We start from the raw sequence: 26,677 nt of genomic DNA on the forward strand, positions 1-26,677 counted from the left end.
GATAAAAATTTTCAAGATAAAAGAAAGGAAATAATAAAATGAAAAAACTTTTAAGTTTATTAAGTGTATTAACTATTGGTGGAACCGCTGTACCAACAACAATTGCTGCTAGCCCCTATCAAAAAGAAGAAACTAAATTAGAAATTAGTAAAGTTAATTATTCACAAAAAAATAATTTAGAAAAATTAAATAGAGTAAAAAGACAAGATAATAAAAAAATAATATTGTTGGAATTTCAGAAATTGTTATTATAACAAATAAAAGTATTATTTCTTCCGGTGTAGTTTTAAATAATAAATTATACTTTGGTTCTTTTGATCATAATGTTTATGAATATAATCCTGAAACTGGACAACAAAAAGTTGTAATTACAACAAATGATGGTATTTGATCTTCTGGAGTTGTTTTAAACAATAAAGTATATTTTGGTTCATATGATAAAAAAGTATATGAATATAATCCTAAAACTGAACAACAAAAAGTTGTAATTACAACAAATGGAAGTATTTTATCTTCTGGAGTAGCTTTAAATAATAAATTATACTTTGGTTCAGAAGATAATAAAGTTTATGAATATAATCCTGAAACTGGACAACAAAAAGTTGTAATTACAACAAATGGTGGTATTTGATCTTCTGGGGTAGCTTTAAATAACAAATTATACTTTGGTTCAAAAGATAATAAAGTTTATGAATATGATACATTGCAATTAATTGAATCTAAAATTATTAATATGAGAGATCAAGTAAAAAGAGGGTTATATTTATATCATAAAAAACAAAATCCTAATTCTGAAATTAAACAGATTTTAAATATTAATTTAAAAAATTTAACAGAATCTGAACTTGTTTTAGAAGAAACACAAAAAAATAAATCATATAATTTAGAACAAGATCTTAATGATATTTGTAAAGATTCTAACTCAACATTTATAAAAAATAGTAGTATTGAACAAATTCAAAATACAGTTTCTTGTTCTAAACAATTAACAGAAACAAATACATTTCAAAAAATAAATGGATTTTCTAAATCAGAAACAACATCAAATACTGATAATTGAAGTACAAATGTAAATACTAAAGTTACAGCAAAAGCTAGTAGTAATGCTGGTGTCCCTGTTGTTTTTGGTGCAAAACTTGAAGTTGCAGTTGAAGCTGGTGGTGGTTATACATGAGGGAAGTCAAAAACTTATACTATAACAGATACTTCAAATTCTTCTGAAACAGAAATTAAAACAACCACAAACACTACAACAATAACTGTTCCATCTCAACCAGTAAAGGTGCCACCACATAGTAAAATTTCAGTTTATGTTACTTCTTTACAAAATAATATAGAGCTTATTTTAAATTATTATCAAAAAATTGAAGGTATGGTTAGTGCAAAATTAATTGATAAAAATAATAATGAAATAATAGTTAATATTTCAATTAAAGATGCTATGCTTAGTTTATTTGAAAATGAAATTTTACCCTCAAAAATAAAAATAAATAATGATAATAGTATAAATTTTTACTATGATATTAAAAGTAAAAAAGAAATAATTATGCATCAGACTGAGATTGGGGAAGCTATTCCCTTAAATTCGGAAGAAAAAAATGTAACATTTAAAAATAAAAAAAACAGATATAGTGGTAGTAAAGAATTAATTATAAACACGATATGAAAAAGAAATTAAGTCTTTTGGGAACAATCACTTTAATAGGAACAAGTACAGCCAGTTTAGTTGCCTGTAATACACCACAATATATCGAGGAACAATTAAATAAACTAAAAGAAAAAAATAATATAAAAACAAAAAATGGTATTTTAGAATGAATAGCATATCAAGAAAAACCATTTAATCAAGTGGATAATAAATGATATTTTGCTATATGGAAACCTAATAATTCTATTTATTGAAAAATATCAAAATTTAAACACGATACAAATAAAGGAAAAAAATGAGGATTGAGATCCATTAAAACCATATTATATTGATCTCTTTTTATGGGTTTTTGAAACAAAAGAACAAGATTTATTAATAGATGATCAATCAGAAGGTAAAATAGAACGAATTTTTTGAAATGAAGATAAGGGACGAAATTTTAAAGCAGTTTATCGTTGAAATTTAGAAGATACTAATGTACCTAATTTAATTATTGATAAAACCGGTAATGTAAAAGTTAATGAATAATAAAAAGTCATTTTAATAAATGACTTTTTATATTTCTATATAATTAATGATAATTTTTCATTATTTTTATTAAATAGTTGTAAATTATTAATATTAATTTGTTCTTTTTCAGTAAAAATTGTAATTTCATAATTACCATAACCTCATATACCTGATATTTCAATTTGATTTAAATTAAATAGTTTTTTATCAAAAGTTATTTTAATACTATAATCAATTAAATCTTCGATTGTACTAATTCAATCTATTTTAGAATAAAGTAATTTATATCATTCAGAAAAATAATTTAAATAGTTTTCTATTTTGTCATTAAAAACAATTAAATTAGTTAAATATTTCCCATATTCACCATCAGATAATTTAATTTCTGATGGAATAAGAGAAGGAATGTTATTTGTTTCTAATTCATTTGTTACGGATAATCAATTAAAAAAATTTGCTTCTAATCGATAAATAGGATTTTCTGAAATATCTTTGTTTTTAACACTTACTTTAATTTCATTATCTTTGTTATTATTAACATTTATTTGTTGTTTTAAATTTCAATCAATAATTTTTCCAGTACTTGAATCAATTAAAGGTTTAAGAGGTTCACCACCACCATTTCAACGATAAACTGCTTTAAAATTTCGTCCCTTATCTTCATTTCAAAAAATTCGTTCTATTTTACCTTCTGATTGATCATCTATTAATAAATCTTGTTCTTTTGTTTCAAAAACCCATAAAAAGAGATCAATATAATATGGTTTTAATGGATCTCAATCCTCATTTTTTTCCTTTATTTGTATCGTGTTTAAATTTTGATATTTTTCAATAAATAGAATTATTAGGTTTCCATATAGCAAAATATCATTTATTATCCACTTGATTAAATGGTTTTTCTTGTGCTTTAATTTCTTTTCAATAATTTACTGTAATTGGTGGATTAGAACCAATAAAATCAAAATATAATGAATATATTTGTACTTGACAATCTGAAAAATAAAAATATCCTTCTTCTAATCTATTTGGTTTTGAAATTAGTTTAAAATAATAAGGAGCAATTAATTTAATATCATCATTATAGCCTTTATTAATTGCATACTTGCTATATGTATAATTTGATAACATATAAATAATTTGTTTAAATCTTTTGACAACATTTTCATTAAGAAATGTGGAATTATCTAATTTTCAATTTTCAAATAAACCATCAATTACATCTTCTGGTTTTTGTCCTTCAAATTTTTGGCGCAGTTCAGCCGCTTTATTGGTAGGATTACCTTTTTCATCGTATTTTGCTCCTTGAAATTTACGGTCATAATTATAACGATATGTTAAATAATTTAATAAAACTTTTTCTAAACCATTTTTATTTACCAAATCTAAAATATCTTTTCCTTGAATATAGTTTTTGGCTATACTTCATGGTAAAAAACTTTCAGTAAATCAATACTGAAATATTCTTACATTAGGGTTTGTTTCAATTGGCATTGATAGTAAAGGTACTAAACTAGCGTTTTCAACTATTGATGATGGATAAGAATAAACACCATTAACATTGCCTCAACACTTAATATTTCCAAATAACATTGATTTAGGGTATTTAATTTCAATCCCAGTAAATACTGTGTCTTCGGGTAATGATTTTTGTAATACTAAATGAATACTATTTTGGTTTTTTCATTTAAAATCAGTTATTTTAACTAAATGCATAGATTTAATAATATTAACACCATCGGGTGAATAAGGGCCTTTGTATTCTTCAATGATATAACATTCATTTTTGTTATCTTCACTAATTGGCTCATTAATAGATACTATTTTTAAGTCATAGGATTCTAAAAATTCTTTGTCTTGTTTTGAAATATCATTAATTAAAATATCTTTTTCATCAATCATAACATAACTTGTGCTATTATCTTGGACTGTGGTATTTTGTTGAATTTGTAATTTAAAGTTAAAATCACTAATTTCATAACCAGTTATTTTAATATATTCATCTTTGTCAATAAAACCTATTTTAACGCTATTTTGAGAGTAATTTAAGATTGGTTTTTGCTTTGTCTTAACAATATTATTAATTTTATAAATATATAAGGTTCTTGCACGGTCTTCAGTAAATAATTGTTCTAAGTCAGGGTTGCTGTACTGCGATTGAGCAGCAAAATCTAACGGAATACTATCGATTGAATAGTCAATTGGTTCATCATTTTCCGCTAATTGTGCTAACATTTTTTCAGATGGTTTTAACATTATTCTTGTTCTCCTTCTTCATTAGGCATATTGATAATAGTTTCGTTGTTTTTTAATTGTCTGTTTAAAGTAGCATTTACTGGTAAGCGAACATCAACAATTAACTCATCAATATTTTTAATATTGAATGTTCTACTGTTTAAAATCGCATTATCATATTTAATTAACTTAATAATGAATTCAGTTAATTTAATTTCTCTAATATATATCATTTGTTCATATGATGCGTTTGTTTGAATATTTACTCCCGCAACTTCTGCTTGTGTTTGTTGGGCTCCCTTGGCGATTGCGGGAACATGATGGCGATTTATTTTATAGTAATTAGTTAATAATCAATCATATATTTTGGTTAATTGTTCACCTTTAAAATTACCCGCAATATAATCTACTGGTTGAAAATTACTATCAGGGTCTCCTTCAACTAATAACAAGTCATTTTCAATAAATAAAGCTAGCATTTTACTAATTTCTTGGTCAACTACACCAGTCACGCCGTTAGTATTAATAGTAAATTTACCACTATTTAATAATGGATCTAACATTATCTTTTCAGCAATAATATCTAAAATACTAGCAAATTGTTTACCATAACGAGCAGAAGGCTCAAAATTAGGGTTATTAGGAATAATTTGAATTGGAATAAAATTAAGTGGTAATATTTCTTCTCTTTGTAAAGTTGTATAGTTATTTCATTTAGCATCATCAATATATAAGTCGGTAATAGTACTATATAATCGTGTTTTTAACTTTCTAATAACTTTAACTTGTTTAGTTACAGCATCAATCTCTAATTTTTCAGTAATAAAAATACTCTGGTCATTTTTAATATAAGAGTCATAATCAAAAGTACAAGATACTAAATTACCTAATTCATCATATTGGTCATTGTAAAAATCAATAGTAATAAAATTAAGTTTTGAATTATTAACAAAAATAAAGTATGTACCCCTACCATTCTTATTAATTTTATATTCGTTATATCAATTTTTATTAGTAAAGTCTTGCATCTTTAAAAAGTTATTAATTAATTTAGTATCTAATTGTTGATTAGTAAGTGGATTATAAATGCTAATTTCTAAATCTCGTGGATTTAAAAAATTAGCATTATCTTCACAAATTCTTTTTTTTAAAATCTCATTATGTTTTTGAACAGTAACATTTTTACGATTAGTAATAGTTGATGCTAAATTAAGATAATAACTATCAATATCATAATCTTTTTTTATTTTCTTTTTTGCTGGTAACAATCCCATTTATAACTTCCCCTTTATTTTGTTTCTTCTTTTTTAATAACATCTTCAATACTATCTTCTTTTTGTTTTTTGTTATGTGTTTTGATAAATCTAATTGTTTCAATAATCAAAACTATAATTCCAGCTCCGATAAGCATTGCTGAAACAATAACATATGCCGGTCAAGAAATACCTAATGTTTTTTCTCCTATAAAACAAATAATAATTCCTGCGATAAAAAACAATGATGAAACTCCAAAGATTTTCAAAAACATAATTACATCTTTAATATTTACTTTTGACATAATAACATCTCCTTTCTAATTTACCTTTTTTCTTTCAATAAACACAAATCCCAAAGGTCTAAATGTTGCTGGACCATTAACTCCAATATTAATCAATCCATCAGGATTAATAGATAATGCTAAACATGCACTATTAACACCTATTTGATCATATATAACACCTATTGTTTGTCTAAAACTATGCCTTGTTTGCAACATCCCTTGACTTTTTAAATCTCCTTTGATATTTTTTCCTGAGGCTCAAATTCTATAAATATAATTTTCTTTATCAAAATTAGGAATAGTATATCCTTTTTGTCCAACTTTAAAATCACTAGTATCAACAATTTCTCAATCTGGAACTTTTGGTATAACAATTGATTTTTTTAATTCATCTAAAATTTCTTCTTTTATTTTTGCAAGTTTTTCATCTTTAATTTTTTCTATAACAAGTTTATCTAATAAAGCATCAACTTCTAATTGAGTATAATATGCTTCTAAATCAATCATTGTTAAATCAATACCTTCTTCTTGAAAAGTACGAAACATTTTCTTTAAAGTTGTTAAATTAGCCAATGATTTTGCATAGGTAGGCAATAGACCTTGTTAAGTAATCATAGGGTCATTTTGCGATGAATAATTAATATCACCAACACTCATATTTGCCAAAGTAAAAAATTCAATTGGAATGCGGTTAAATGTTCAATGCTCAATCGTAATAAACACCATATTAATACAAATTTTCTTTAATAATGGATCTTTAAATGTTTCAAACTTTAGTTTTGAAAATGGATAGTTTAAGTAAGAATTAATCATATTTTTGGCTCTTAAAGCAAATGTTTTAAATCATAATTCTACATCACCTTTAAAGAACTTATTATAACGAACTGGAACTTGTGTAATTTTACCTGTCATTGGAATAAAATTATTATAATTTTCCAAAGTAACATTTTGTCATAATTCATTTAACATTTAATCATCTCCTTATCATTTACTTTTTTTAAAATATATTTTCTTTAATATAAATTTTTTACTATTTAGTAATGTTTTTGTTTTAATTGTTTTGTTTAAATCTTGTTTTGTTCTGAGTTGTTTATATGCTTGAAATACTAGTCCATTACCTAACAAACTAGTAACCACACTATCTTCTAGCGTATTTAACAATTTATCTTTATTAAAGTTATTTTTAAATTGTTCTTGCATTTTTAATATCTTAGCAATTATCCGATATATTTTAAAACTATCTTTTACTACTTGCTGATAAACAAGTGGGGCAAAAGAAACTAAATTAAACAAACTTGTTTTTTTAAATCCCCAACCAATAAACCACTCACTGTTCATATAGAATTTAAACGGTTCAGGAGCCAAAACAAACTGTTCTGCTTTGATTAAAGTTGTCATAACGACAATAGGGACATATTTAGGATTTTTATAATATATTGTTAAAGCAACTTCTCCCGCAACTGATAATGGAACAATTTTTACTGCTAAAAAAACATCAGAACCATAAGCAAAGGGTAATAATTGGCCTTTTTTAATAGCTTTAGTTTCAAATTTAGAGAATATTTTTTTAGTTTTATCAGTAATTTTATTAATTACTTTTTGTTTAATTGTAATTATTTGTTTTTCAATAGGGGCTAATAATTTTTTAGTTACTTTTTGAATATAAAAATTTGGGTTTAAATGATTTAAAATTTTATTTAATTTAATTGGTGTTTGGTGAAAAATATTTAATAATTTATTATTATATATTTTACTGCTCCGCATTAAATTAGCATTTAATAGTAGATTTTTACCAACACCTTTTTTATGAAGATTAATCATAATGTTATATCACTCATTAGTATTAATTTTGCTTATTTTATCAATATTTAATCCATATTCATATAACAATTTATTAGCATTTTTTTTCATTTACGCGCGGTATTTTTTGAACTAATGTAGGGCTTATTTTTTAAATATTTTTCTCAATTTTTAATAAATTATTAATTGTTTCTAAATTAGAAACTTTAAAACCTTTATAAAAATCATTTCGGGCCAATTTACCAAATGTATATAATAAAGTTTCATTATTAGCCTGCTTTTAAAAATCAAATATTAATTTATCAGATAAAATCTTTTTGCCTGTAACTTGTTTTACAACATCTTCTAAATTATTAGCAGTTATTACACCTAATTTTTCAAGTAATTTAGTTTCTTTTGCTAATTTTAAAATTCTAGTTGTTCGAGCAGCACGCGTTAATTTACCAACACCGCCAATTGCTGGTAACAAATTTAAGGCGGTACTTTTTGCTGTTACTTCTGATGTTAATTTATCATATATTTGATTTACGGCAAAATCGGTTGCTGTTTCTACTCCAAACGAGATAAATGCTGCGGCAAAATTAGATAATCCCGTACCAAGACCAACAGCCGAAGCAATACCACCAGTTAAAACTGATAAACCAAGAGCTAAAACTTGAATTCCTAAAAATTCTAATAACTGTAAACCAAAATTTTTTTCTTGTTGTTGGATTGACAATCTAGTTGGATTTTTTTAACAGCATAAATAAGAGCTGTTTTAGATGTTCTAATTGGCATATCTATCAAACGAAAAAGTACTATTTTTTAGTACTATTAAGAATTTTTAATTTTAACATCAATCGGAGATGTTTGACCAGTAGCGTTGTTTTTACCTTCAATTTGAACAGAAACAGTTTTATCATTTGTAATATTAATTGGTCAATCTTCACCTTTACTTTCAATAAAGTAATCAAAATCACTTTCAGTTAAAGAACTATTTACGGCTTTAACTGCTTTTAAAACAACATCTTTAAATTGTGGTTTTAACTGTTCTGCTGTTGTTTGTGTTGGATTTACAACATGAATAGTTGGTTTATCTAATTTATTAATTTTACTAATATCAATTTTTGTAACAATATGTTTAATAATTCCTTTAGGTTCAACTACTGCTCCACCTAAATATAAAACTCTTTCCATAATTAAAGTATTACCCATTCCAGTACCTAACGCAGCAGCACCAACCCTTAGCGGAGTATGGTCTTTTTTGCGTAAAATAAGAGGATCATATTTTTTACTAAATTTAAAGGCAATTGCATTAACTCCGTTTGGTAATAATTCAATTGTTCCTTCTGAACCATCTTTATTAATAATTGGTAATTTTTTAGGAACCATATAATATGTTGTTCCTTCAACAGTTTTCATTGCTCCACTTGTTTCAATTACGCTATTTATTTGGTCATTTGCGCCAAGTTGTAACTGTAATTTATTACGAATTCCACGAATAAAATCAGCCGAATCCAAGACAACTGTTTCTGATGGGGTAAAGCCATTTTCATATATTTTATCCATAATTTCATCGTGGATTTGTAAAGCATTTGTATCATCTGATTTTTGTCCTTGAATAGTTGTAACAGTTCCTTTATTAATAATTTCTAAAATTTTATTGCGTTTATAAGCAACTTCAGTATCCATTGCTTGCTCAATATCAGCCGCCCAAAGATTGGGATTAAAATCACTTTCTACGGGGTCTAATTTACGAGCAAAAGTTAAAATTGTATCTAATTCAACTGTTCCATCTTCAAACTTTACTTCAGTATAGTTTAAAAGACTGTCATCAGTATTAAATACTTTTTTTTCTTTTCCTATACCTTCATTATATTTAATATTTTTCTTTCTTTTATATGTTAAACCAAACTTATTTGCTTCTTTTCACGCAAATAATGCCTCTCAGCTAAATTTTTGTTGATAAGTTTGTAAATATCATTGGTCAAATGATTCACAATCTTTTTGTGTTGCTTGATTAACAATATCGCCGAATATTCTTTGTGGATTTTGTGCCATAATTTTATACCTTCTTTCTTATTTATTAAATACATTGTCTGTATCTAAAATATTGTTTTCTTTATTTTCTGATTTTGGTACGCCACCAGTATTAACTGTTTGTACCTTAATTAATTCATCATAAACACTCTGCAATTGTACTTTAATGATTTCAATATCATCAGTAATATCATAAGATTTTAATAAAACATTTTTAAAATCTTCATTATCAGTTAAAGAATTAATAAAATCAATTACTTCAATTTGTTTTAATTGAATTGTTTGTTCTTCAATTTGTGAAGTTAATTCAGTATTTTTTGTTTGTAGTTAGTTGATTTGTTGATTACTATTTTCTAAATTACTTGCATTAAATTCTTCAACTTCAACAGTATTTTCTAAAATAATTTCAGCAGTTTTAATATCTAAACTACCATCTTCATTTTTAATAGGTTCATTATTTTTATCAATAAGAACAAATTTTACATTTTTTAATGCCATTGTTTTTCCTCCTATTTTTTAATATTTGTATTTGTTCTTTTTCTAATCGCTTTTTGTATAATTTCGAAACTATCGACTCGAAAAGATAAAAAATAGCGTTTAGTTTTTATATTTAACTGATTAAATACTGAGCCTTTAATTTTTATCTCATCATCTTTTTTTAATTTCAAAAAAGCAGATACAACTGACGGATTATAAATTGATAATGTTGAGTAATTTAATCCTTCTCACTGACATTTCGCAGAACAAGCATCAACTTCAACACCAGCAGCAACCAGTGCCTTAATTTTAGTTTTAATTGGGTTTTCATGTAATCTAACAGTTAATTCTAATTTATTAACTTTTTTATTTTAGATTTATTAGTTATTGATTTTTTAAGTAAATTACTTTTTGTTTGTGCCATTTTTATCAACTCCTTCTGTTATAAAATATTGTAAATGTTTTCAAGCATCGTGTTCGTGCTCTGTCATTTTAATATTTCCTTTATAAATATAATTTTTCTTAACAACTGGCGATTGTAAAACATAATTTAAATTAAATAGATATTTACATAAAACTTTTAAACCACCAATAAATTTAGGAGTAGCTAATGGATTTTTTATTTTTAAACCTTTATTAAGTTGATAATCTTCAATTATTACAATAACTTTATTTAAATAAGAACAAATTTTATTTTTAAACTCATTTAATATTAAATACATATTATTTATTGCTTCTTCTTCATTTTTAGAATTAAAAGTAATATTATTAATTATTTTCTTTTGCAAAACATTATAAATAATCATACCAGTTTGTCCAATTCCAACAGGGTCAATTGCAATAATATATTTTAATTTATTTGTTTTATTTTTTTTTGTCAATTTGTAATATTTTTCATCCATCGGATGCTAAATCTAAAATATCGTTAATTTTGTAATGTTGCATATAAGAAGCAATTACATCTCAATTGTTTTTAAATAAAATTAAGTACATTTTGGCTCATTCTAAACATTGCAAATTATAATGCTTTTTATGATGTGAAATACGACAATTAACAGGCTGACAATTAACTCAATCAAATGACGTTGTTATTTCATTTCAAGTTTTATTAATATACAAACTTTTATATTCTGTCATTTATCTATACTCCTTAATTATTTTTATTTGTTGCTCAAATTTCATCATTAATATCATTTACCGTTACTAGATAAGCTCGTATCATTAATTCTTGTAATTTATTTTTAATTTTTTTATTTCATTTTTTCATCAAATATTTTCCTTTCTGTAAAAAACATAATATTCCTTTATTGGTTAATATTTTGATATTTAGTAAATAATTTATTTTAGTATTTAATTACTTCGCCCCCGCTTCACTTTGAAGGTGAGCGGGGGCGGGATAAGATATTTTGATAGAGTTTACCCCCATACGGAAATAAACAAAGAAACAGTTTAACCAGTTATTAATTACGCTTCATCCATCCCTAGACAACTTTATATAAAGAAAATAACCTTTTGGAGTTCCAACCCTCTTGTTTTTTTTAGTGTCCGATATTGTTTTTTCGGTTTAACAGCACTCTTTTTATGAAAACAAGCAAAAAACACGCGCTCTGACATTTCGCAAGTGATTAATCTTGCCGAGAATTAAAGAAATAAATAGGAGTAGTAAATCCAATCGCTTTCACACTTTCTTTAAGGCTTCGTGCCATAGATGAGTTATTCATCTTTAAGCATCAAAATATTAAATTTTAAGTGCCGCATTATTCATCGGATAATACCTTTATTGAAAGGATTTATAAAAATATTGTTTATTTTGTGTAGGGAAAACAGAATTTAATCTGTTTTTTTATGATAAAAGTTCTAAATTTAAAGATACTATCCGATGAATAATGCAAATAAATTTATGTTTTTTAATATAAAAATAAAAAAAAACAATCTCACAAGAGTTGTTTTTTGCCGGTTCATCGTACAGGACGCCACATCTTCAATACTATCTTGTTTTTTATCTTTCTTAAAAAATTCAAAAATTTTATCAATTAAATAGACTAAAACACCACTAATAAGTAATGATAAACCAATATAAAAATATTCTGGTCATGAAATTTCAATTACTTTAAATGCTTTGCAAAAAAATAACACAATTGCACTTATTATTAAAATTGCCCCTAATCCCCAAATAAATATTTTACGAATTAATAATAAAATTTCTGATTTATAATCTTTTAAATTCATTTATAACACTCTACTTTCTTTCTAAATTATTTTTTTATTTTAATAAATTAGCATTAATTTGTAATTAATTCATTATTATTTTTAATTGTAATATTTTTATTAAACATAATTATCTTCGTTAATTTATTGTAACTCTTCTAATTTTAGAATTGTTGGCGAATATTCATCACCCGTCATTGAAATTACTACTTTATGATTATTAGAAGAATTATCTACATTTAAAAAACCAATTCTTGTTGCCCCGCCTTTTCCCAAGGCCAAACTAGTTGAAATAGTTTGCAAACCACCACCATTATTTTTACATTCAAAACAAGTTGTTATAACAAAATCTGCGGTTGGTCGTTCTCAAATAAAATGAACTTTATATTTTTTCCCTAAAATAAATTTATATTTAATTACTTTTTCGTTTACTCTTTCTCCAACTTCTTTTCACTGCCCAATACTTTTTTTAAAGCATAATGTTCATTAATGTATTTAGTGGTTGGTAATGTGTCATCTGTTGCTTCTAGTCCGGGCGTTTTGTTTGTTTTAACAACACTAAAATCTGCAACTTGGTCATTATTTTGGAAGCTTGGGTCTCATATTCTTAATTCACCAGTTTCAGCACTAAAATCAGCATTATTACGCTTACTAACATTTGGCATTAAAGTAATTTTATTTTGTTTTAAATCTGAAACCGCAATTTCTCCATTATTATTTTTAATAATACTTTTATTATCAATCTTAGTTTTTTCTTTTTCTATTAAAACATCAACTTCAAATTGGGTATAATATGCTTCTAAATCTATCATTGTTAAATCAATACCTTCTTTTTGAAAAGTACGAAACATTTTTTTAAAGTTGTTAGATTAGCCAATGATTTTGCATAGCTAGGCAATAGACCTTGTCATGTTGCCATAGGGTCATTTTGTGAAGAATAATTAATATCACCAACACTCATATTTGCCGAAGTAAAAAATTCAATTGGAATGCGATTAAATGTTCAATGTTCAATCGTAATAAACACCATATTAATACAAATTTTCTTTAATAATGGGTCTTTAAATGTTTCAAATTTTAGCTTTGAAAATGGATAGTTTAAGTAAGAATTAATCATATTTTGGGCTCTTAAAGCAAATGTTTTAAATCATAATTCTACATCACCTTTAAAGAACTTATTATAACGAACTGGAACTTGTGTAATTTTACCTGTCATTGGAATAAAATTATTATAATTTTCCAAAGTAACATTTTGTCATAATTCATTTAACATTTAATCATCTCCTTATCATTTATTTCTTTTTGATTTGATTTTATTTAAGATAAACTTTTTACTACTTGATAGTGTTTTTGTTTTAATTTTTTTGTTTAAATCTTGTTTTGTTCTGAGTTGTTTATATGCTTGAAATACTAGTCCATTACCCAATAAACTAGTAATTGCACTATCTTCTAGCGTATTTAACAATTTATCTTTATTAAAGTTATTTTTAAATTGTTCTTGCATTTTTAATATCTTAGCAATTGTCCGATATATTTTAAAACTATCTTTTACTACTTGCTGATAAGCAAGTGGGGCAATAGAAACTAAATTAAACAAACTTGTTTTTTTAAATCCCCAACCAATAAACCACTCACTGTTCATATAGAATTTAAACGGTTCAGGAGCCAAAACAAACTGTTCTGCTTTGATTAAAGTTGTCATAACGACAATAGGGACATATTTAGGATTTTTGTAATATATTGTTAAAGCAACTTCACCCGCAACTGATAAAGGAACAATTTTAACTGCTAAAAAAACATCAGAACCATAAGCAAAAGGTAATAATTGACCTTTTTTAATAGCCTTAGTTTCAAATTTAGATAATATTTTTTTAGTTTTATCAGTAATTTTACTAATTACTTTTTGTTTAATAGTAATTATTTGTTTTTCAATAGGGGCTAATAATTTTTTAGTTACTTTTTGAATATAAAAATTTGGGTTTAAATGATTTAAAATTTTATTTAATTTAATTGGTGTTTGATGAAAAATATTTAATAATTTATTATTATATATTTTACTGCCCCTCATTAAATTAGCATTTAATAGTAGATTTTTACCAACACCTTTTTTATGAAGATTAGTCATAATGTTATATCACTCATTAGTATTAATTTTACTTATTTTATCAATATTTAATCCATATTCAGACAATCATTTATTAGCATTTTTTTCATTCACGCGTGGTATTTTTTGAACTAATTTAGGACTTATTTTTTGAATATTTTTCTCAATTTTTAATAAATTATTAATTGTTTCTAAATTAGAAACTTTAAAACCTTTATAAAAATCATTTCGGGCTAATTTTCCAATTGTATATAATAAAGTTTCATTATTAGCATACTTTGTAAAATCAAATATTAATTTAGAAGATAAAATCTTTTTATCTGTAACTTGCCTTACAACATCTTCTAAATTATTAGCAGTTATTACACCTAATTTTTCAAGTAGTTTAGTTTCTTTTGCTAATTTTAAAATTCTAGTTGTTCGAACAGCACGCGTTAATTTACCAATTCCACCAATTGCTGGTAACAAATTTAAGGCGGTACTTTTTGCTGTTACTTCTGATGTTAATTTATCATATATTTGATTTACGGCAAAATCGGTTGCTGTTTCTACTCCAAACGAGATAAATGCTGCGGCAAAATTAGATAATCCCGCACCAAGACCAACAGCCGAAGCAATACCACCAGTTAAAACTGATAAACCAAGAGCTAAAACTTGAATTCCTAAAAATTCTAATAACTGTAAACCAAAACTTTTTTCTTGTTGTTGGATTGACAATCTAGTTGGATTTTTTTTAACAGCATAAATAAGGGTTGTTTTAGATGTTCCAATTGGCATATCATTTATCAAACGAAAAAGTACTATTTTTTAGTACTATTAAGAATTTTTAATTTTAACATCAATCGGATTTGTTTGACCAGTAGCGTTGTTTTTACCTTCAATTTGAACTGCAACTGTTTTATCATTTGTAATATTAATTGGTCAGTCTTCACCTTTACTTTCAATAAAGTAATCAAAATTACTTTCAGTTAAAGAACTATTTACTGCTTTTACTGCTTTTAAAACAACATCTTTAAATTGTGGTTTTAACTGTTCGGCTGTTGCTTTTGTTGGGTCTGTAACATGTATAGTTGGTTTATCTATTTTATTAATTTTACTAATATCAATTTTTGCAACAATATGTTTAATAATTCCCTTAGGTTCAACTACTGCTCCACCTAAATATAAAACTCTTTCCATAATCAAAGTATTACCCATACCAGTACCTAACGCAGCAGCACCAACTCTTAACGGAGTATGGTCTTTTTTGCGTAAAATAAGAGGGTCATATTTTTTGCTAAACTTAAAGGCAATTGCATTAACTCCATTTGGTAATAATTCAATTGTTCCTTCTGAACCATCTTTATTAATAATTGGTAATTTTTTAGGAACCATATAGTATGTTGTTCCTTCAACAGTTTTCATTGCTCCACTTGTTGTGATTACACTATTTATTTGGTCGTTTGCTCCAAGTTGTAACTGTAATTTATTACGAATTCCACGAATAAAATCAGCCGAACCTAAAACAATTGTTTCTGATGGAGTAAAGCCGTTTTCATATATTTTATCCATAATTTCATCATGAATTTGTAAAGCATTTGTATCATCTGCTTTTTTGCCTTGAATAGTTGTAACTGTTCCTTTATTAATAATTTCTAAAATTTTATTACGTTTATAAGCAACTTCAGTATCCATTGCTTGTTCAATATCAGCTGCTCAAAGATTAGGATTAAAATCACTTTCTATGGGATCTAATTTACGAGCAAAAGTTAAAATTGTATCTAATTCAACAATTCCATCTTCAAATTCCACTGTTGAATATTTTAGTAGGTTATCATCAGTATTAAATACTTGTCCTTCGTTTCCTAGACCTTCATTGTATTTAATATTTTTCTTTCTTTTATATGTTAAACCAAACTTATTGGCTTCTTTTCACGCAAATAGTGCTTCTCAACTAAATTTTTGTTGATAAGTTTGTAAATATCATTGTTCAAATGTTTCTCGGTCTCTTTGTGTTGCTTGATTAGCAATATCTCCGAAAATTCTTTGTGGATTTTGTGCCACAATTATCTCCTTCTTTCTTATTTATTAAATACATTGTCTGTATCTAAAATATTGTTTTCTTTGTTTTCTGCTTTTGGTACGCCACCAGTATTAACTATTTGTACCTTAATTAATTCATCATAAACACTTTGCAATTGTGCTTTAATGATTTCAATATCATCAGTAATATCATAAGACTTTAATAAAACATTTTTAAATTCTTCATTATCAGTTAAAGAATTAATAAAGTCAATTATTTCAATTTGTTTTAATTGAATTGTTTGTTGTTCAATTTGTGAAGTTAATTCAGTATTTTTTGTTTGTAGTTCGTTGATTTGCTGATTATTATTTTCTAAATTACTTGCATTAAATTCTTCAACTTCAGCAGTATTTTCTAAAATAATTTCAGCAGTTTTAATATCTAAACTACCATCTTCATTTTTAATAGGTTCATTATTTTCATCAATAAGAACATATTTTACATTTTTTAATGCCATTGTTTTTCCTCCTATTTTTTAATATTTGTATTTATTCTTTTTCTAATTGCTTTTTGTATAATTTCAAAACTATCTACTCTAAAAGACAAAAAATAGCGCTTAGTTTTTATATTTAACTGATTAAATACTGAGCCTTTAATTTTTATCTCATCATCTTTTTTTAATTTCAAAAACTCAGTTAAAACAGATGGGTTATATATTGATAATGTTGAGTAATTTAATCCTTCTCACTGACATTTCGCAGAACAAGCATCAACTTCAACACCACCAGCAACAAGAGCCTTAATTTTTGTTTTAATAGGATTTTCATGTAATCTAACAGTTAATTCTAACTTATTAACTTTTTTATTTTTTATTTTAGGTTTACAGTTATTAGAATTTTTAGGTAAATTACTTTTTGTTTGAGACATTATTTAACATCCTTATTAGATAATTTGTCATATTTTGAACTGTCAACTAATATTCAATCGATAGAACCTGTTGAATATGGATTTTTGTAAAAATCTTCTTTATATAATTGTTTTGCTTCTAAAGTATATTGATTACATTCTAAATCTGCCACATCTTGTTTTAATTTAGATATTTCTTTATCTTTTTCAGCAAGTTCTTTTTTAAGTGTTTCATTTTCTTCTTTAATTTTGTTAAATTTAATTGATTCTGTTATAGTCATTATTTATCACTTCCTTTTTTAAAAAATATTGTAAATGTTTTCAAGCATCTAATTCGTGCTCTGACATTTTAATATTTCCTTTATAAATATAATTTTTTTAACAACTGGCGATTGTAAAACATAATTTAAATTAAATAGATATTTACATAAAACTTTTAAACCACCAATGAATTTAGGAGTAGATAATGGATTTTTTATTTTTAAACCTTTATGAAGTTGATAATCTTCAATTATTACAACAACTTTATTTAAATAAGAACAAATTTTATTTTTAAATTGATTTAATATTAAATATATATTATTTATTGCTTCTTCTTCATTTTTAGAATTAAAAGTAATATTATTAATTATTTTCTTTTGCAAAACATTATAAATAATAATACCAGTTTGACCAACTCCAGCAGGGTCAATTGCAATAATATATTTTAATTTATTTGTTTTATTTTTTTGTCAATTTGTAATATTTTTCATCCATCGGATGCTAAATCTAAAATATCGTTAATTTTATAATATTGCATATATGAAGCAATAACATCTCACTTGTTTTTAAATAAATTTAAGTACATTTTGGCTCATTCTAAACATTGCAAATCATAATGCTTTTTATGATGTGAAATACGACAATTAATAGGTTGACAATTAACTCAATCAAATGATGTTGTTATTTCATTTCAAGTTTTATTAATATATTTGCTTTTATATTCTGTCATTTTATCTATACTCCTTAATTCTTTTTATTTGTTGCTCAAATTTCATTATTAATATCATTTACCGTTACTGGATAAGCTCGTATCATTAATTCTTGTAATTTATTTTTAATTTTTTTATTTCATTTTTTCATCAAATATTTTTCCTTCTGTAAAAAAACATAATATTCCTTTATTGGTTAATATTTTGATATTTAGTAAATAATTTATTTTAGTATTTAATTACTTCGCCGCCCGCTTCACTTTGGGGAGTGAGCGGGGGCGGATAGGATATTTTGATAGAGTTTATCCCCCATACGGAAATAAACAAAAAACAGTTTACCCAGTTATTAATTACGCTTCATCCATCCCTACACAACTTTATATAAAGAAAATAACCTTTTGGAGTTCCAACCCTCTTGTTTTTTTAGTGTCCGATATTGTTTTTTTCGGTTTAACAGCACTTTTTTTATGAAAACAAGCCAAAAAACACATGCTCTGACATTTCGCAAGTGATTAATCTTGCCGAGAATTAAAGAAATAAATAGGAGTAGTAAATCCAATCGCTTTCACACTTTCTTTAAGGCTTCGTGCCATAGATGAGTTATCCATCTTTAAGCATCAAAAAATATTAAGTTTTAGATTGCATTATTCATCAGATAGTACCTTTATTAAAAATGATATTATTAGTTGTTAAACCGAAAAAATATAATAAATCACAGAAAGGAAATTATAAAAATTAACTAATTTGTAGGGAAAAAATAGGTTAATTTTTAATTTTAAAGATACTATCTGATGAATAGTGCAAATAAAAAAATCGCTCTAATAAGCGATTACTTTAATTTGTATTTAATTACTTTATTTATAATTTTTATAAAATCTCAACTTTTTTCCGACTACCAAAAAGTTTATATACGATTTGTTTTAAATTAGACCACCATAATTCAGAAGAGGTTAATAAAGCCATTAAAAGTATTTTTAAAAATAAACTTTATAAGGAAAATATAAAAGGAATAATAACTGATCAAGGTAAAGAATTTAGTAAATAAAAAAAATTGAAAAGATTACTAATGCAAATGTATACTTTTGTGATGCTGGAACTCCAACACAAAAACCAAAAGTTGAAAGAATGAATAGAGATATTAGAGAATATCTTCCTAAGGGAACAGATTTTAATCCTATTAGTCAAAAAGAAATTAATAAATTTATGAAAATTATTAATGAGAAACCACGACCGAGTTTAGGTTGATTATTCTCCAAAGAGGTATTTTAAAAAATATTAATATTTAATTTTTTTAAATATGAATTATATATTTGTAACAAAGTTTTCTTTTTGTCGTGCTTAAATATTAACTTATATTTAAAAAAATATTTTTTTTTAAAAAATAGTTGCAATTTTTAATAAAAGATATATTATTGACTTAAATAAGGGCAAATTGTCCTATTTGCATCTTTACTTTACATATTCAAAAGTTTTTTTATCACTATCATAAATTAATAAATCTGTATATTTTTCTTCAAAAAGTTTTTCAATTTTTTTACTATCTCCAGTAATTAAATTAATTTTTGAAATTTGTTTCAATGTTCCATCTTCTTGTACTTTCGTTGCATAAATCGTTTCATCCGACAAAGACTTATTATTTTTGTTTTGTATTTTTCAAGAATATTTATAAGGAAAAGTAAGAATATCATTGCCAATTGTAGCTAATAATTGATAAACCGAATTAGAATTATAATTTAAATTTATTTGATACGTTTTATCATCATTATCTAAAATACTTTTATTTGCTGAAAACTTAATTTGAGGCAAAAACGATATTATAGTGGCGTCCATTGCATGATGATGATATTCATCACGATTTTTAAAACTAATTTTGAAAAAATTATATCGTAAATAATTAGTAAATGAACCATTGACTGTATATATCTTTCAATGCAAAGCATTAGCTTTAATATAATTTTCTAAATATTCTTTAACTTCTTTTGTTGCATATCTTGTATCATTTAAATTTCTTTGAACAAACTCTCTTTGCCAATTTGGATCATTAATATCATGTTCTAAAAGTAAATTATTTATCTTTTTTAAATAATATTTTCTATTATTAGACTTTATTTTTTCATACATTCTTAATACTCGTGTTTTAAACTCTTCATATGCACTAGAACCCTTTTCATCAAGCAAATATTTATATGGTGTTTTTTGTCCTTTAATACTATTTTCTTGCTTATGAACCAACACTAAATTTGCTAAAGAACTGTCAAATGAAATTGATTCAGGAATAATATGATCAATTTCAGTATAAAAATCATCTTGCATAACTTTTTCAATTTCAATAGTATCACCACAATAAGGACAAAGATTATCTTGTTCTTTTAATAATTTTAATTTTTCATGTAATCTTGGTGAAATTAGTTTTTTAAAATCTGCCATCTTTTGAACAAACGCATTAATTTCTTTATTCTCATTTTTTTTTTGCTTTTTTGTTGTTTATTCAAATAATTTTTATATTCATCACTATTTTTCTCACGAGCTAATTCAATTACAATTGAATTTATTTCATATTCATAATTTTTTTGAATTTCTTGAATAATCTTAATTGATTCTAACAAAGAACGTTTAACAACTGGTGAAATATACAAATCATTTATCTCTTTTCGTAAAATGGGAATATATTTTTGATTTTGGAACTTATCAAAAAATTTATATTGTCGTTTAATTCCTAACTCTTTTAAAGCTTGCATATGCTCAATATTATTATGTAACATTTCTTCAATTAATAATTTCATTGTCTTTGTGGATAAACTATGTGTTCCGCCAAAAGACAAGTATGCAAGATACTCTTTTATGTTATCTGTTAAAAATTGATAATTAAGTTTTTTTAATTCTTTTTTTCTAGTATCATAACTTTGATAAATTGTTAACACATAAATAATTTCATCTAATTTTTCTTTATTATTAAACTTAATTTAGGAAATATCAATATTATTTTTATTTAAAAAATGTCTTATTGTATTTATACTTTCAAATTTAGTAAAAAGAGGTTTTTCATCTTTATCTATGCGATAACCGCTAATATTATTTTTATCAATGGCAATTATCTTCGCTATATCTTTTAAACTAATATTTTTTGTAGTTGAACTATCAACAGTTAATTTAATAAGATCTATTTTATTTTCAAATGAAAGTTGCAATTTTTCATTTACTTTATATTTTAAATTATTCAAATCATTTAATAAAATAAAAATATATAATGTTAAACTATGCTTTGGAGCACGTTTCTCATTTATATCATATGTATCTTGTCCAATTAAATTATTAAAAAAATCTTCTTCCTTTTTTTTCAACCATATTTGCTTCCTTTTCCAGGACCAATATAATATTCTCGTTTTCGATTAAATATTTTTAAATATTCTTCTTTAAAATCTTCATTAATTAAATTATGTTTAATTTGTACTGATAAAATTTGTTTAATTTCTTTTAACAAATCTTTATGAGTTATATAAAATTCATCTTGTCCTCTAAAATAATTATTCTGTTCATAAAATTTTAATTGTTTTTCACAAGGAAATAATGAATCGCCTTCAATAATATTTAAATTAGCATCAATATTTTCTAATAATTCTTTACTCTTATCATCTTTAATATTAAATGTTCCTCTATGCTTTAAAAAATTAAATAAAACAAGCGTTAATTTTTCTTTAGTAATAGCCTCTGTTAAACCTTTTACTCGTATTTTAAGCAAGTTTTCATTTTTAGATAACAATAATAAAGATTCACAATTTTCTAATAAATTGTATTTTTTAAATAAATTTATTAAATCTTTTTTTTCAATTTAAGTCTTCGCAAATTTCTTTGCCGCCCTCTTTGACCTCGGCGATCTGCTGTTGATGAATTCTTACTATTAGAACTATTGGCTTCCTCAAATAATCTACTTCCTGCATCCAAAATCTTATAATCATTAGGTTCAGCTGATGTAATAGATCACCCCACTGAAGCAATACTAATGTCTAAACCAATATTAATTTTTTTCATTTATTAAATTCTCCTTCAAAAAGAAATTTAAAATTTAAACTTTTTTGAAAGTATTAAATTTTAATTTATATATAAATTCTTATACTTATTTATTCGTATCGCAAAGTTTCTTCTAATACTTATAGTTTACTGTATTAAAGTAATAATTTTAATAAAATATTCATAAATATTTTTAATTTTAATTTTATTACTATTGTTACGATACCCTTTTCCGTTTTTTCTAATTTGATACAACCTATCAATTTTCAAAATTATTGTCCTTTCTTTACAAACAAATTAATTTTTTATTCACTGTAAAACTGGATTTTGTTAGTTTCTGAACTAAAAAATGGATAAGGTCTAACATATTGTTGTGAAATATTGATATTATATACAACACCAAAATTAATAATCTTCTTGTCTTCTTTTACTTGACCAAGAACTGATAAACGAATAAAATCAGTAATATATTTTGATTCAATTGTGTCAATTATAAATTGACCATTTCGTTCTTGTAATTTAAAATCAGCAGTGTTAAAAGTAATATTTGACAAATCTCTTATTTTTTGGTCTCCTTTTAAATTAGTTTTCATACTTAATGTAGTAAATTTAAATTTTGGATATTTTTGAACAAATTCTGCTCAAGTCTTAGCATAGTTTCCATATTCAAAAACTAAAGCTTTTTGTTTATTGACAAAACCAGAGGCAAGTTTTTGCACAGGAAAAGTATCTGTTCCTGTCATACTTGCAATACTATATTCTACTGCCTCTTGTGCAAATTTATGCGCTTGAACTGTTGAAGTTCCTTTATTAATATTTGGCATACCTGCAACTGAAGTCGTTGTCGCTGCAATCATTCCTAAAGTAAATCTTTTCATATTTAAAAACTCCTTTTTGTATATATTAAATTGATATTGTTGATAATTGATACATAGTTAATACATGGTTGATATAAAAATAGGCAATCCTATGAGAAAATGATACCACATTTTTCTTTTAAAAAGAAAAAAATATTATAAATTTAACATAAAAAAAGACTTAAATAGAGTGCACCCAAAAAAGTAAGTAAAATAAAAAAAAGATTTTGCTAAATTTTTATAGGGGGTGCATTTTTATATGGCAAAAAAAAGGACAAAAATATAACAAATATACATCAGAATTTAGAACAAAAATCATTGAGGAAATTAAACAAAAAAGTTGTTGAATAGTAGCAAAACAATATAATATAAATGCAAATACAGTAGAATCTTGATGAGCAAATCATAAAAAAGGAAAATTAAACAATCCTAAAGGACCTAAAATTTCTTTTGGCAAAAGAAATTTAGAATATTATAAAACAAGGTATGAATTATTAAAAAAGCTCCATGACTTTTACAATTAAGCAAACTAAGAATTGTCTTTTTTATTAAACAAAATTTTTGTGAATATTTAATAAAATTATTACTAGAAGTAACAGGGTTAAAACGTAGTTATTGAGATAAATATAAAAATTATGACAGTAGCAAAAAAGATAAAAAAGCAATAAATGATATTGTAAAAGTCTATGAAGAAAATTTAAAACAATTTGGTTATCGAAGAATTACTAAATATTTAAAGGAATATTATGGTATAAAATATAATTCAAAAAAAGTTTTAAGAATTATGCGTGATAATCAAATACAACCTGAATATGTAAGAAAAATGAGAAGAAAAATGAAATATAAACAGAATAAAGAAAAAAGCTTATTGCAATATCCTGATTTAATTAATCGTAAATTCAATGATATAAAAACAAGGTTTTCAGTACTATATACTGATGTAACATATTTAATTTGAAAAGGAGAAAGATATTATCAATCAACAATTATTGATGGATATACTAAAGAAATAGTTGATGTAAAGTGATCTAAATATAATGACAATAAATTAGTAATGGATAATTTAAATGATGCAATTAATAAAATAAAATTAATAAAAAAAGATCTGAATGGAATAATAATTCACTCAGATCACGGATATCAATATACATCCACTATTTATCACGATAAATGTTTATCTAACGGTATTACAATTTCAATGGGAAAAAATTACCACTGTGCAGATAATATTGTTATAGAAAGTTTTCATTCATTACTTAAGAAAGCTACAATCCATAATAAAATATATAATTCACATGAAGAATATATACAAGATGTTATAAAATGAAATACATGATATTCAAATCGTAAAGAAAAGGATATAATTAAAAAAATAGTAAATACTTTTTTATTAGTACTTACTAAAATGGGTGCACTCTAAAAAAGTCCTCCTAAATATTACTTTAATGCTGCAAGAGCAACATTTAAAGCTTCATGTAATTGTGTCGCTGATTTTTCAAATTTAACTTGCTCTTCCTTTGTTAATTTTCACTCAATAATTTCTTCAATCCCATTAACACCAATAACTGCTGGTACACCAATGTAAGTTCCCGTAACATTATATTCACCTTCACATTTTGCACCAATTAAAAAGGTTGATCTTTCATCATTTAAAATTGCTTTTGCAATTGATGATAAACATACACCAATTCCATAAAAAGTTGCTTTTTTTAAATTAATGATTGTATAAGCCATTTTCATCATTTGTTGGTGCATATCTTCTAAATCTTTTTCTGTTAATTTTCCTTCTGCCACAAAATCAGCAATTGATTTTTGCATAATTGAAGCTTTTGATCAAACAGAAACTGATGAATCACCATGTTCACCCAAAACATAAGCATTAACACTAGCTGGAGCAATGTTTAATTTATTACCAACTAATCTTCTTAAACGTGCTGAATCTAAAGTTGTTCCTGAAGAAATAACTTTTTTTTTTGCATAACCAGTTACTTTTTGATAAACTGATGCCAGAACATCCACCGGATTTGAAGCAATTAGCGTAACACCCTTAAAACCTGAGGCTTTAATTTTTAAAGCAATATCTTGCATAATTCTTGCATTATCAGCAACCATATCTAATCGTGTTTCACCATCTCGTTGTGGTCTTCCTGCTGTAATAACAATTAAATCAGCATCTTTACAATCACTATAATCACCAGCTTTAATTGTACTAAAACGATTTTCTAAAACAGCAGTTGCATCTGATAAATCAATAGCATTCCCTTCTGCTGCTTGTCGAAACGCATCAATTAGTACATAATGTTGTGCAATCCCTCTGTTCATCGCTGAATATAAAAAGCTGTTTCCTACCATTCCACATCCAACTAAAACTACTTTTCTCGTTGAATTTTTCATATTTCTTCTCCTTTTAAAAATCTCCTATTTTATTATAGCAAAAAAATAAAAAATTTTTTTAAAAAGACTCAAAATAGATGGGTTTTTATAATTAAAATTGTAGCAAGCGATAATTTTATATATTAAAACTATATTTTTCAATAAAAAGTAGCAAACTAGAAATTATTTACTATTACATAATTTTACAGGGTACCATAACTCAAATCAAATATTTTCTTTATTTTTTCTTAATTTCTATTAAAAATAATTAGTCCGGCCAAAACATTTAATTCAGTTAAGCTTATATTACTTTGAATTTTATTTATTTTTATTATATTTTTACTTATAGTTAAATCATTGAAATTAAATTTATGACAATTATTTTCAAAATAATATTTGTATAGTGTAAACCAATTAGAACAAAACAACTCTTATTAAAGGGTTGTTTTTTTATTTGAAATAAAACAACTCCTAAAAGGAGATAATAATAATTAAGCAACAAAAAATATGTGATGTTAATGATTGTTATAAAATAATATCATTCATTACCGAAGAATTTTTATCAAATAAAGTTTTATGAACTTGTGAAAAACATAAAGATTTATTGAATAAAGTAAAAGATAAAACACAAAAGCGGTTTTATAAACGTTTAGAAAATTCAAAAATTATCTTTGATTGAGAAACTGGGTTTTTAAAACTTAAATTTTACAAAACAACTTAATGCAGAGTGGGACGGTTATTTTAAATAACTAAGTGCTTCCATAAGAACATGAGTTTATACTCATTCCCACAACCAGCCGAGGCGAGTACTGAAACAGTGTATGAGGAAATATGTAAATCGACGCTGGTTCATTAGAACTAAGCGATAGTCGTGATGTGTCCAAGGCTAACATCAAACGACAATAAATATTGAGATGGTGACACAAACAATTAAATTTGCGTTTAGCATTCGGTCCTTTGCATGGGTGCGAGTAAATTTAATTTCAAAAACTGAGCGTCAAATCCCAGAGCGAAAGCACAAA

Annotated in this window: 36 protein-coding genes and 1 pseudogene; 6 read left to right on the forward strand and 31 right to left on the reverse strand. The window is 24.8% G+C overall.

What is annotated here, in order from left to right:
• Window positions 1-38: 38 nt before the first annotated feature.
• The 3 genes from AACL22_RS04280 to AACL22_RS04290 all read left to right on the forward strand — a co-directional run bounded on the left by AACL22_RS04280 (window position 39) and on the right by AACL22_RS04290 (window position 2,176).
• A complete protein-coding gene (locus AACL22_RS04280) occupies window positions 39-254 on the forward strand; it encodes a hypothetical protein (protein WP_338989864.1) in 216 nt (71 codons plus the stop codon).
• A 449-nt stretch (window positions 255-703) separates the two neighbouring features.
• Window positions 704-1,678, forward strand: coding sequence for a hypothetical protein (locus tag AACL22_RS04285; RefSeq protein WP_338989865.1), 975 nt, complete (start codon window positions 704-706; stop codon window positions 1,676-1,678).
• Between the two features lie 189 nt (window positions 1,679-1,867).
• Window positions 1,868-2,176: a hypothetical protein gene (locus AACL22_RS04290; protein WP_338988777.1), complete on the forward strand. Its 309-nt coding sequence runs from the start codon at window positions 1,868-1,870 to the stop codon at window positions 2,174-2,176.
• Window positions 2,177-2,842: 666 nt separating this feature from the next.
• On the opposite strand, the gene AACL22_RS04295 is transcribed toward AACL22_RS04290, so the two are convergent.
• From AACL22_RS04295 to AACL22_RS04405, 23 genes are all read right to left on the reverse strand, one after another.
• Window positions 2,843-4,411: a hypothetical protein gene (locus AACL22_RS04295; RefSeq protein WP_338989867.1), complete on the reverse strand. Its 1,569-nt coding sequence runs from the start codon at window positions 4,409-4,411 to the stop codon at window positions 2,843-2,845.
• The gene (locus tag AACL22_RS04300) at window positions 4,411-5,664 is read right to left on the reverse strand and encodes a hypothetical protein (RefSeq protein WP_338989870.1); all 1,254 of its coding nucleotides are present in this window, start codon (window positions 5,662-5,664) and stop codon (window positions 4,411-4,413) included. Before AACL22_RS04300 ends, AACL22_RS04295 begins: the two co-directional genes overlap by 1 nt.
• A gap of 14 nt (window positions 5,665-5,678) precedes the next feature.
• Window positions 5,679-5,948, reverse strand: coding sequence for a hypothetical protein (locus AACL22_RS04305; RefSeq protein WP_338988785.1), 270 nt, complete (start codon window positions 5,946-5,948; stop codon window positions 5,679-5,681).
• A gap of 15 nt (window positions 5,949-5,963) precedes the next feature.
• Entirely contained in the window at window positions 5,964-6,524 is a 561-nt protein-coding gene (locus AACL22_RS04310) for a hypothetical protein (RefSeq protein WP_338988787.1), read from the reverse strand.
• Window positions 6,525-6,533: 9 nt separating this feature from the next.
• Complete coding sequence (locus AACL22_RS04315) at window positions 6,534-6,899, reverse strand: hypothetical protein (protein ID WP_338989348.1); 366 nt, start codon at window positions 6,897-6,899, stop codon at window positions 6,534-6,536.
• Window positions 6,900-6,911: 12 nt separating this feature from the next.
• A complete protein-coding gene (locus AACL22_RS04320; protein WP_338989872.1) occupies window positions 6,912-7,841 on the reverse strand; it encodes a hypothetical protein in 930 nt (309 codons plus the stop codon).
• Window positions 7,842-8,010: 169 nt separating this feature from the next.
• Window positions 8,011-8,448 carry a hypothetical protein gene (locus AACL22_RS04325; RefSeq protein ID WP_338989874.1) on the reverse strand — a complete coding sequence of 146 codons (438 nt, stop codon included), beginning with the start codon at window positions 8,446-8,448 and terminating at the stop codon, window positions 8,011-8,013.
• Between the two features lie 95 nt (window positions 8,449-8,543).
• Entirely contained in the window at window positions 8,544-9,770 is a 1,227-nt protein-coding gene (locus tag AACL22_RS04330) for a hypothetical protein (RefSeq protein WP_338989877.1), read from the reverse strand.
• 306 nt (window positions 9,771-10,076) lie between these two features.
• Window positions 10,077-10,247: a hypothetical protein gene (locus AACL22_RS04335; protein WP_338989880.1), complete on the reverse strand. Its 171-nt coding sequence runs from the start codon at window positions 10,245-10,247 to the stop codon at window positions 10,077-10,079.
• 11 nt (window positions 10,248-10,258) lie between these two features.
• Complete coding sequence (locus AACL22_RS04340; RefSeq protein WP_338989005.1) at window positions 10,259-10,417, reverse strand: hypothetical protein; 159 nt, start codon at window positions 10,415-10,417, stop codon at window positions 10,259-10,261.
• Window positions 10,418-10,630: 213 nt separating this feature from the next.
• Window positions 10,631-11,107: a hypothetical protein gene (locus AACL22_RS04345; protein ID WP_338989883.1), complete on the reverse strand. Its 477-nt coding sequence runs from the start codon at window positions 11,105-11,107 to the stop codon at window positions 10,631-10,633.
• Window positions 11,091-11,363 carry a hypothetical protein gene (locus AACL22_RS04350; protein ID WP_338989364.1) on the reverse strand — a complete coding sequence of 91 codons (273 nt, stop codon included), beginning with the start codon at window positions 11,361-11,363 and terminating at the stop codon, window positions 11,091-11,093. Before AACL22_RS04350 ends, AACL22_RS04345 begins: the two co-directional genes overlap by 17 nt.
• Window positions 11,364-12,098: 735 nt before the next feature.
• The gene (locus AACL22_RS04355; RefSeq protein ID WP_338989885.1) at window positions 12,099-12,455 is read right to left on the reverse strand and encodes a hypothetical protein; all 357 of its coding nucleotides are present in this window, start codon (window positions 12,453-12,455) and stop codon (window positions 12,099-12,101) included.
• A gap of 123 nt (window positions 12,456-12,578) precedes the next feature.
• Window positions 12,579-12,716, reverse strand: coding sequence for a hypothetical protein (locus tag AACL22_RS04360; protein ID WP_338989081.1), 138 nt, complete (start codon window positions 12,714-12,716; stop codon window positions 12,579-12,581).
• 146 nt (window positions 12,717-12,862) lie between these two features.
• Window positions 12,863-13,285: a hypothetical protein gene (locus tag AACL22_RS04365; protein ID WP_338989082.1), complete on the reverse strand. Its 423-nt coding sequence runs from the start codon at window positions 13,283-13,285 to the stop codon at window positions 12,863-12,865.
• The gene (locus AACL22_RS04370; RefSeq protein ID WP_338989084.1) at window positions 13,249-13,707 is read right to left on the reverse strand and encodes a hypothetical protein; all 459 of its coding nucleotides are present in this window, start codon (window positions 13,705-13,707) and stop codon (window positions 13,249-13,251) included. Before AACL22_RS04370 ends, AACL22_RS04365 begins: the two co-directional genes overlap by 37 nt.
• Window positions 13,708-13,719: 12 nt before the next feature.
• On the reverse strand, window positions 13,720-15,315 hold the full coding sequence (locus tag AACL22_RS04375; protein WP_338989888.1) for a hypothetical protein: 1,596 nt from the start codon (window positions 15,313-15,315) through the stop codon (window positions 13,720-13,722).
• A 39-nt stretch (window positions 15,316-15,354) separates the two neighbouring features.
• Window positions 15,355-16,581 carry a hypothetical protein gene (locus AACL22_RS04380; protein ID WP_338989890.1) on the reverse strand — a complete coding sequence of 409 codons (1,227 nt, stop codon included), beginning with the start codon at window positions 16,579-16,581 and terminating at the stop codon, window positions 15,355-15,357.
• A gap of 17 nt (window positions 16,582-16,598) precedes the next feature.
• Complete coding sequence (locus AACL22_RS04385; RefSeq protein ID WP_338989312.1) at window positions 16,599-17,057, reverse strand: hypothetical protein; 459 nt, start codon at window positions 17,055-17,057, stop codon at window positions 16,599-16,601.
• Window positions 17,058-17,068: 11 nt separating this feature from the next.
• Entirely contained in the window at window positions 17,069-17,467 is a 399-nt protein-coding gene (locus AACL22_RS04390) for a hypothetical protein (RefSeq protein ID WP_338989310.1), read from the reverse strand.
• Entirely contained in the window at window positions 17,467-17,727 is a 261-nt protein-coding gene (locus AACL22_RS04395) for a hypothetical protein (protein WP_338989308.1), read from the reverse strand. The genes AACL22_RS04390 and AACL22_RS04395 overlap by 1 nt, the downstream gene beginning before the upstream one ends.
• A gap of 48 nt (window positions 17,728-17,775) precedes the next feature.
• Complete coding sequence (locus AACL22_RS04400; protein WP_338989306.1) at window positions 17,776-18,198, reverse strand: hypothetical protein; 423 nt, start codon at window positions 18,196-18,198, stop codon at window positions 17,776-17,778.
• Window positions 18,153-18,437, reverse strand: a complete 285-nt coding sequence (locus AACL22_RS04405) for a hypothetical protein (RefSeq protein ID WP_338989894.1) — start codon at window positions 18,435-18,437, stop codon at window positions 18,153-18,155. The genes AACL22_RS04400 and AACL22_RS04405 overlap by 46 nt, the downstream gene beginning before the upstream one ends.
• Window positions 18,438-19,303: 866 nt before the next feature.
• Here AACL22_RS04405 and AACL22_RS13740 point away from each other — a divergent pair.
• Window positions 19,304-19,703 (forward strand): annotated as a pseudogene (locus AACL22_RS13740) (IS30 family transposase); the annotation flags it as partial.
• 163 nt (window positions 19,704-19,866) lie between these two features.
• Here the strand turns inward: AACL22_RS13740 and cas9 (AACL22_RS04415) are convergent.
• From cas9 (AACL22_RS04415) to AACL22_RS04445, 7 genes are all read right to left on the reverse strand, one after another.
• Complete coding sequence (gene cas9 / locus AACL22_RS04415; protein ID WP_338989900.1) at window positions 19,867-20,844, reverse strand: type II CRISPR RNA-guided endonuclease Cas9; 978 nt, start codon at window positions 20,842-20,844, stop codon at window positions 19,867-19,869.
• Window positions 20,823-21,380, reverse strand: coding sequence for a type II CRISPR RNA-guided endonuclease Cas9 (gene cas9, locus AACL22_RS04420; protein WP_338992999.1), 558 nt, complete (start codon window positions 21,378-21,380; stop codon window positions 20,823-20,825). The genes cas9 (AACL22_RS04415) and cas9 (AACL22_RS04420) overlap by 22 nt, the downstream gene beginning before the upstream one ends.
• On the reverse strand, window positions 21,381-21,758 hold the full coding sequence (locus AACL22_RS04425; protein WP_338989903.1) for a CRISPR-associated endonuclease Cas9 REC1/REC2 domain-containing protein: 378 nt from the start codon (window positions 21,756-21,758) through the stop codon (window positions 21,381-21,383).
• Window positions 21,722-22,156, reverse strand: a complete 435-nt coding sequence (locus tag AACL22_RS04430) for a hypothetical protein (RefSeq protein WP_338989905.1) — start codon at window positions 22,154-22,156, stop codon at window positions 21,722-21,724. Before AACL22_RS04430 ends, AACL22_RS04425 begins: the two co-directional genes overlap by 37 nt.
• Before the next feature lie 71 nt (window positions 22,157-22,227).
• Entirely contained in the window at window positions 22,228-22,446 is a 219-nt protein-coding gene (locus AACL22_RS04435) for a hypothetical protein (RefSeq protein ID WP_338989907.1), read from the reverse strand.
• 126 nt (window positions 22,447-22,572) lie between these two features.
• Window positions 22,573-22,695 (reverse strand): hypothetical protein, encoded by a 123-nt coding sequence (locus AACL22_RS04440; protein ID WP_338989910.1) that lies wholly within the window; start codon window positions 22,693-22,695, stop codon window positions 22,573-22,575.
• Between the two features lie 35 nt (window positions 22,696-22,730).
• Entirely contained in the window at window positions 22,731-23,303 is a 573-nt protein-coding gene (locus tag AACL22_RS04445; protein WP_338989913.1) for a hypothetical protein, read from the reverse strand.
• A gap of 206 nt (window positions 23,304-23,509) precedes the next feature.
• Between AACL22_RS04445 and AACL22_RS04450 the strand changes: the two genes are divergently transcribed.
• Complete coding sequence (locus tag AACL22_RS04450; protein ID WP_338989915.1) at window positions 23,510-23,806, forward strand: hypothetical protein; 297 nt, start codon at window positions 23,510-23,512, stop codon at window positions 23,804-23,806.
• 140 nt (window positions 23,807-23,946) lie between these two features.
• A complete protein-coding gene (locus AACL22_RS04455) occupies window positions 23,947-24,702 on the forward strand; it encodes an IS3 family transposase (RefSeq protein WP_338993001.1) in 756 nt (251 codons plus the stop codon).
• A gap of 17 nt (window positions 24,703-24,719) precedes the next feature.
• Here AACL22_RS04455 and AACL22_RS04460 read toward each other — a convergent pair whose 3' ends face one another.
• Entirely contained in the window at window positions 24,720-25,676 is a 957-nt protein-coding gene (locus AACL22_RS04460; RefSeq protein WP_338989917.1) for an L-lactate dehydrogenase, read from the reverse strand.
• Window positions 25,677-26,677: the final 1,001 nt, after the last annotated feature.

This window comes from Spiroplasma endosymbiont of Seladonia tumulorum, assembly GCF_964020235.1.
Lineage (GTDB): Bacteria > Bacillota_I > Bacilli_A > Mycoplasmatales > Mycoplasmataceae > Spiroplasma.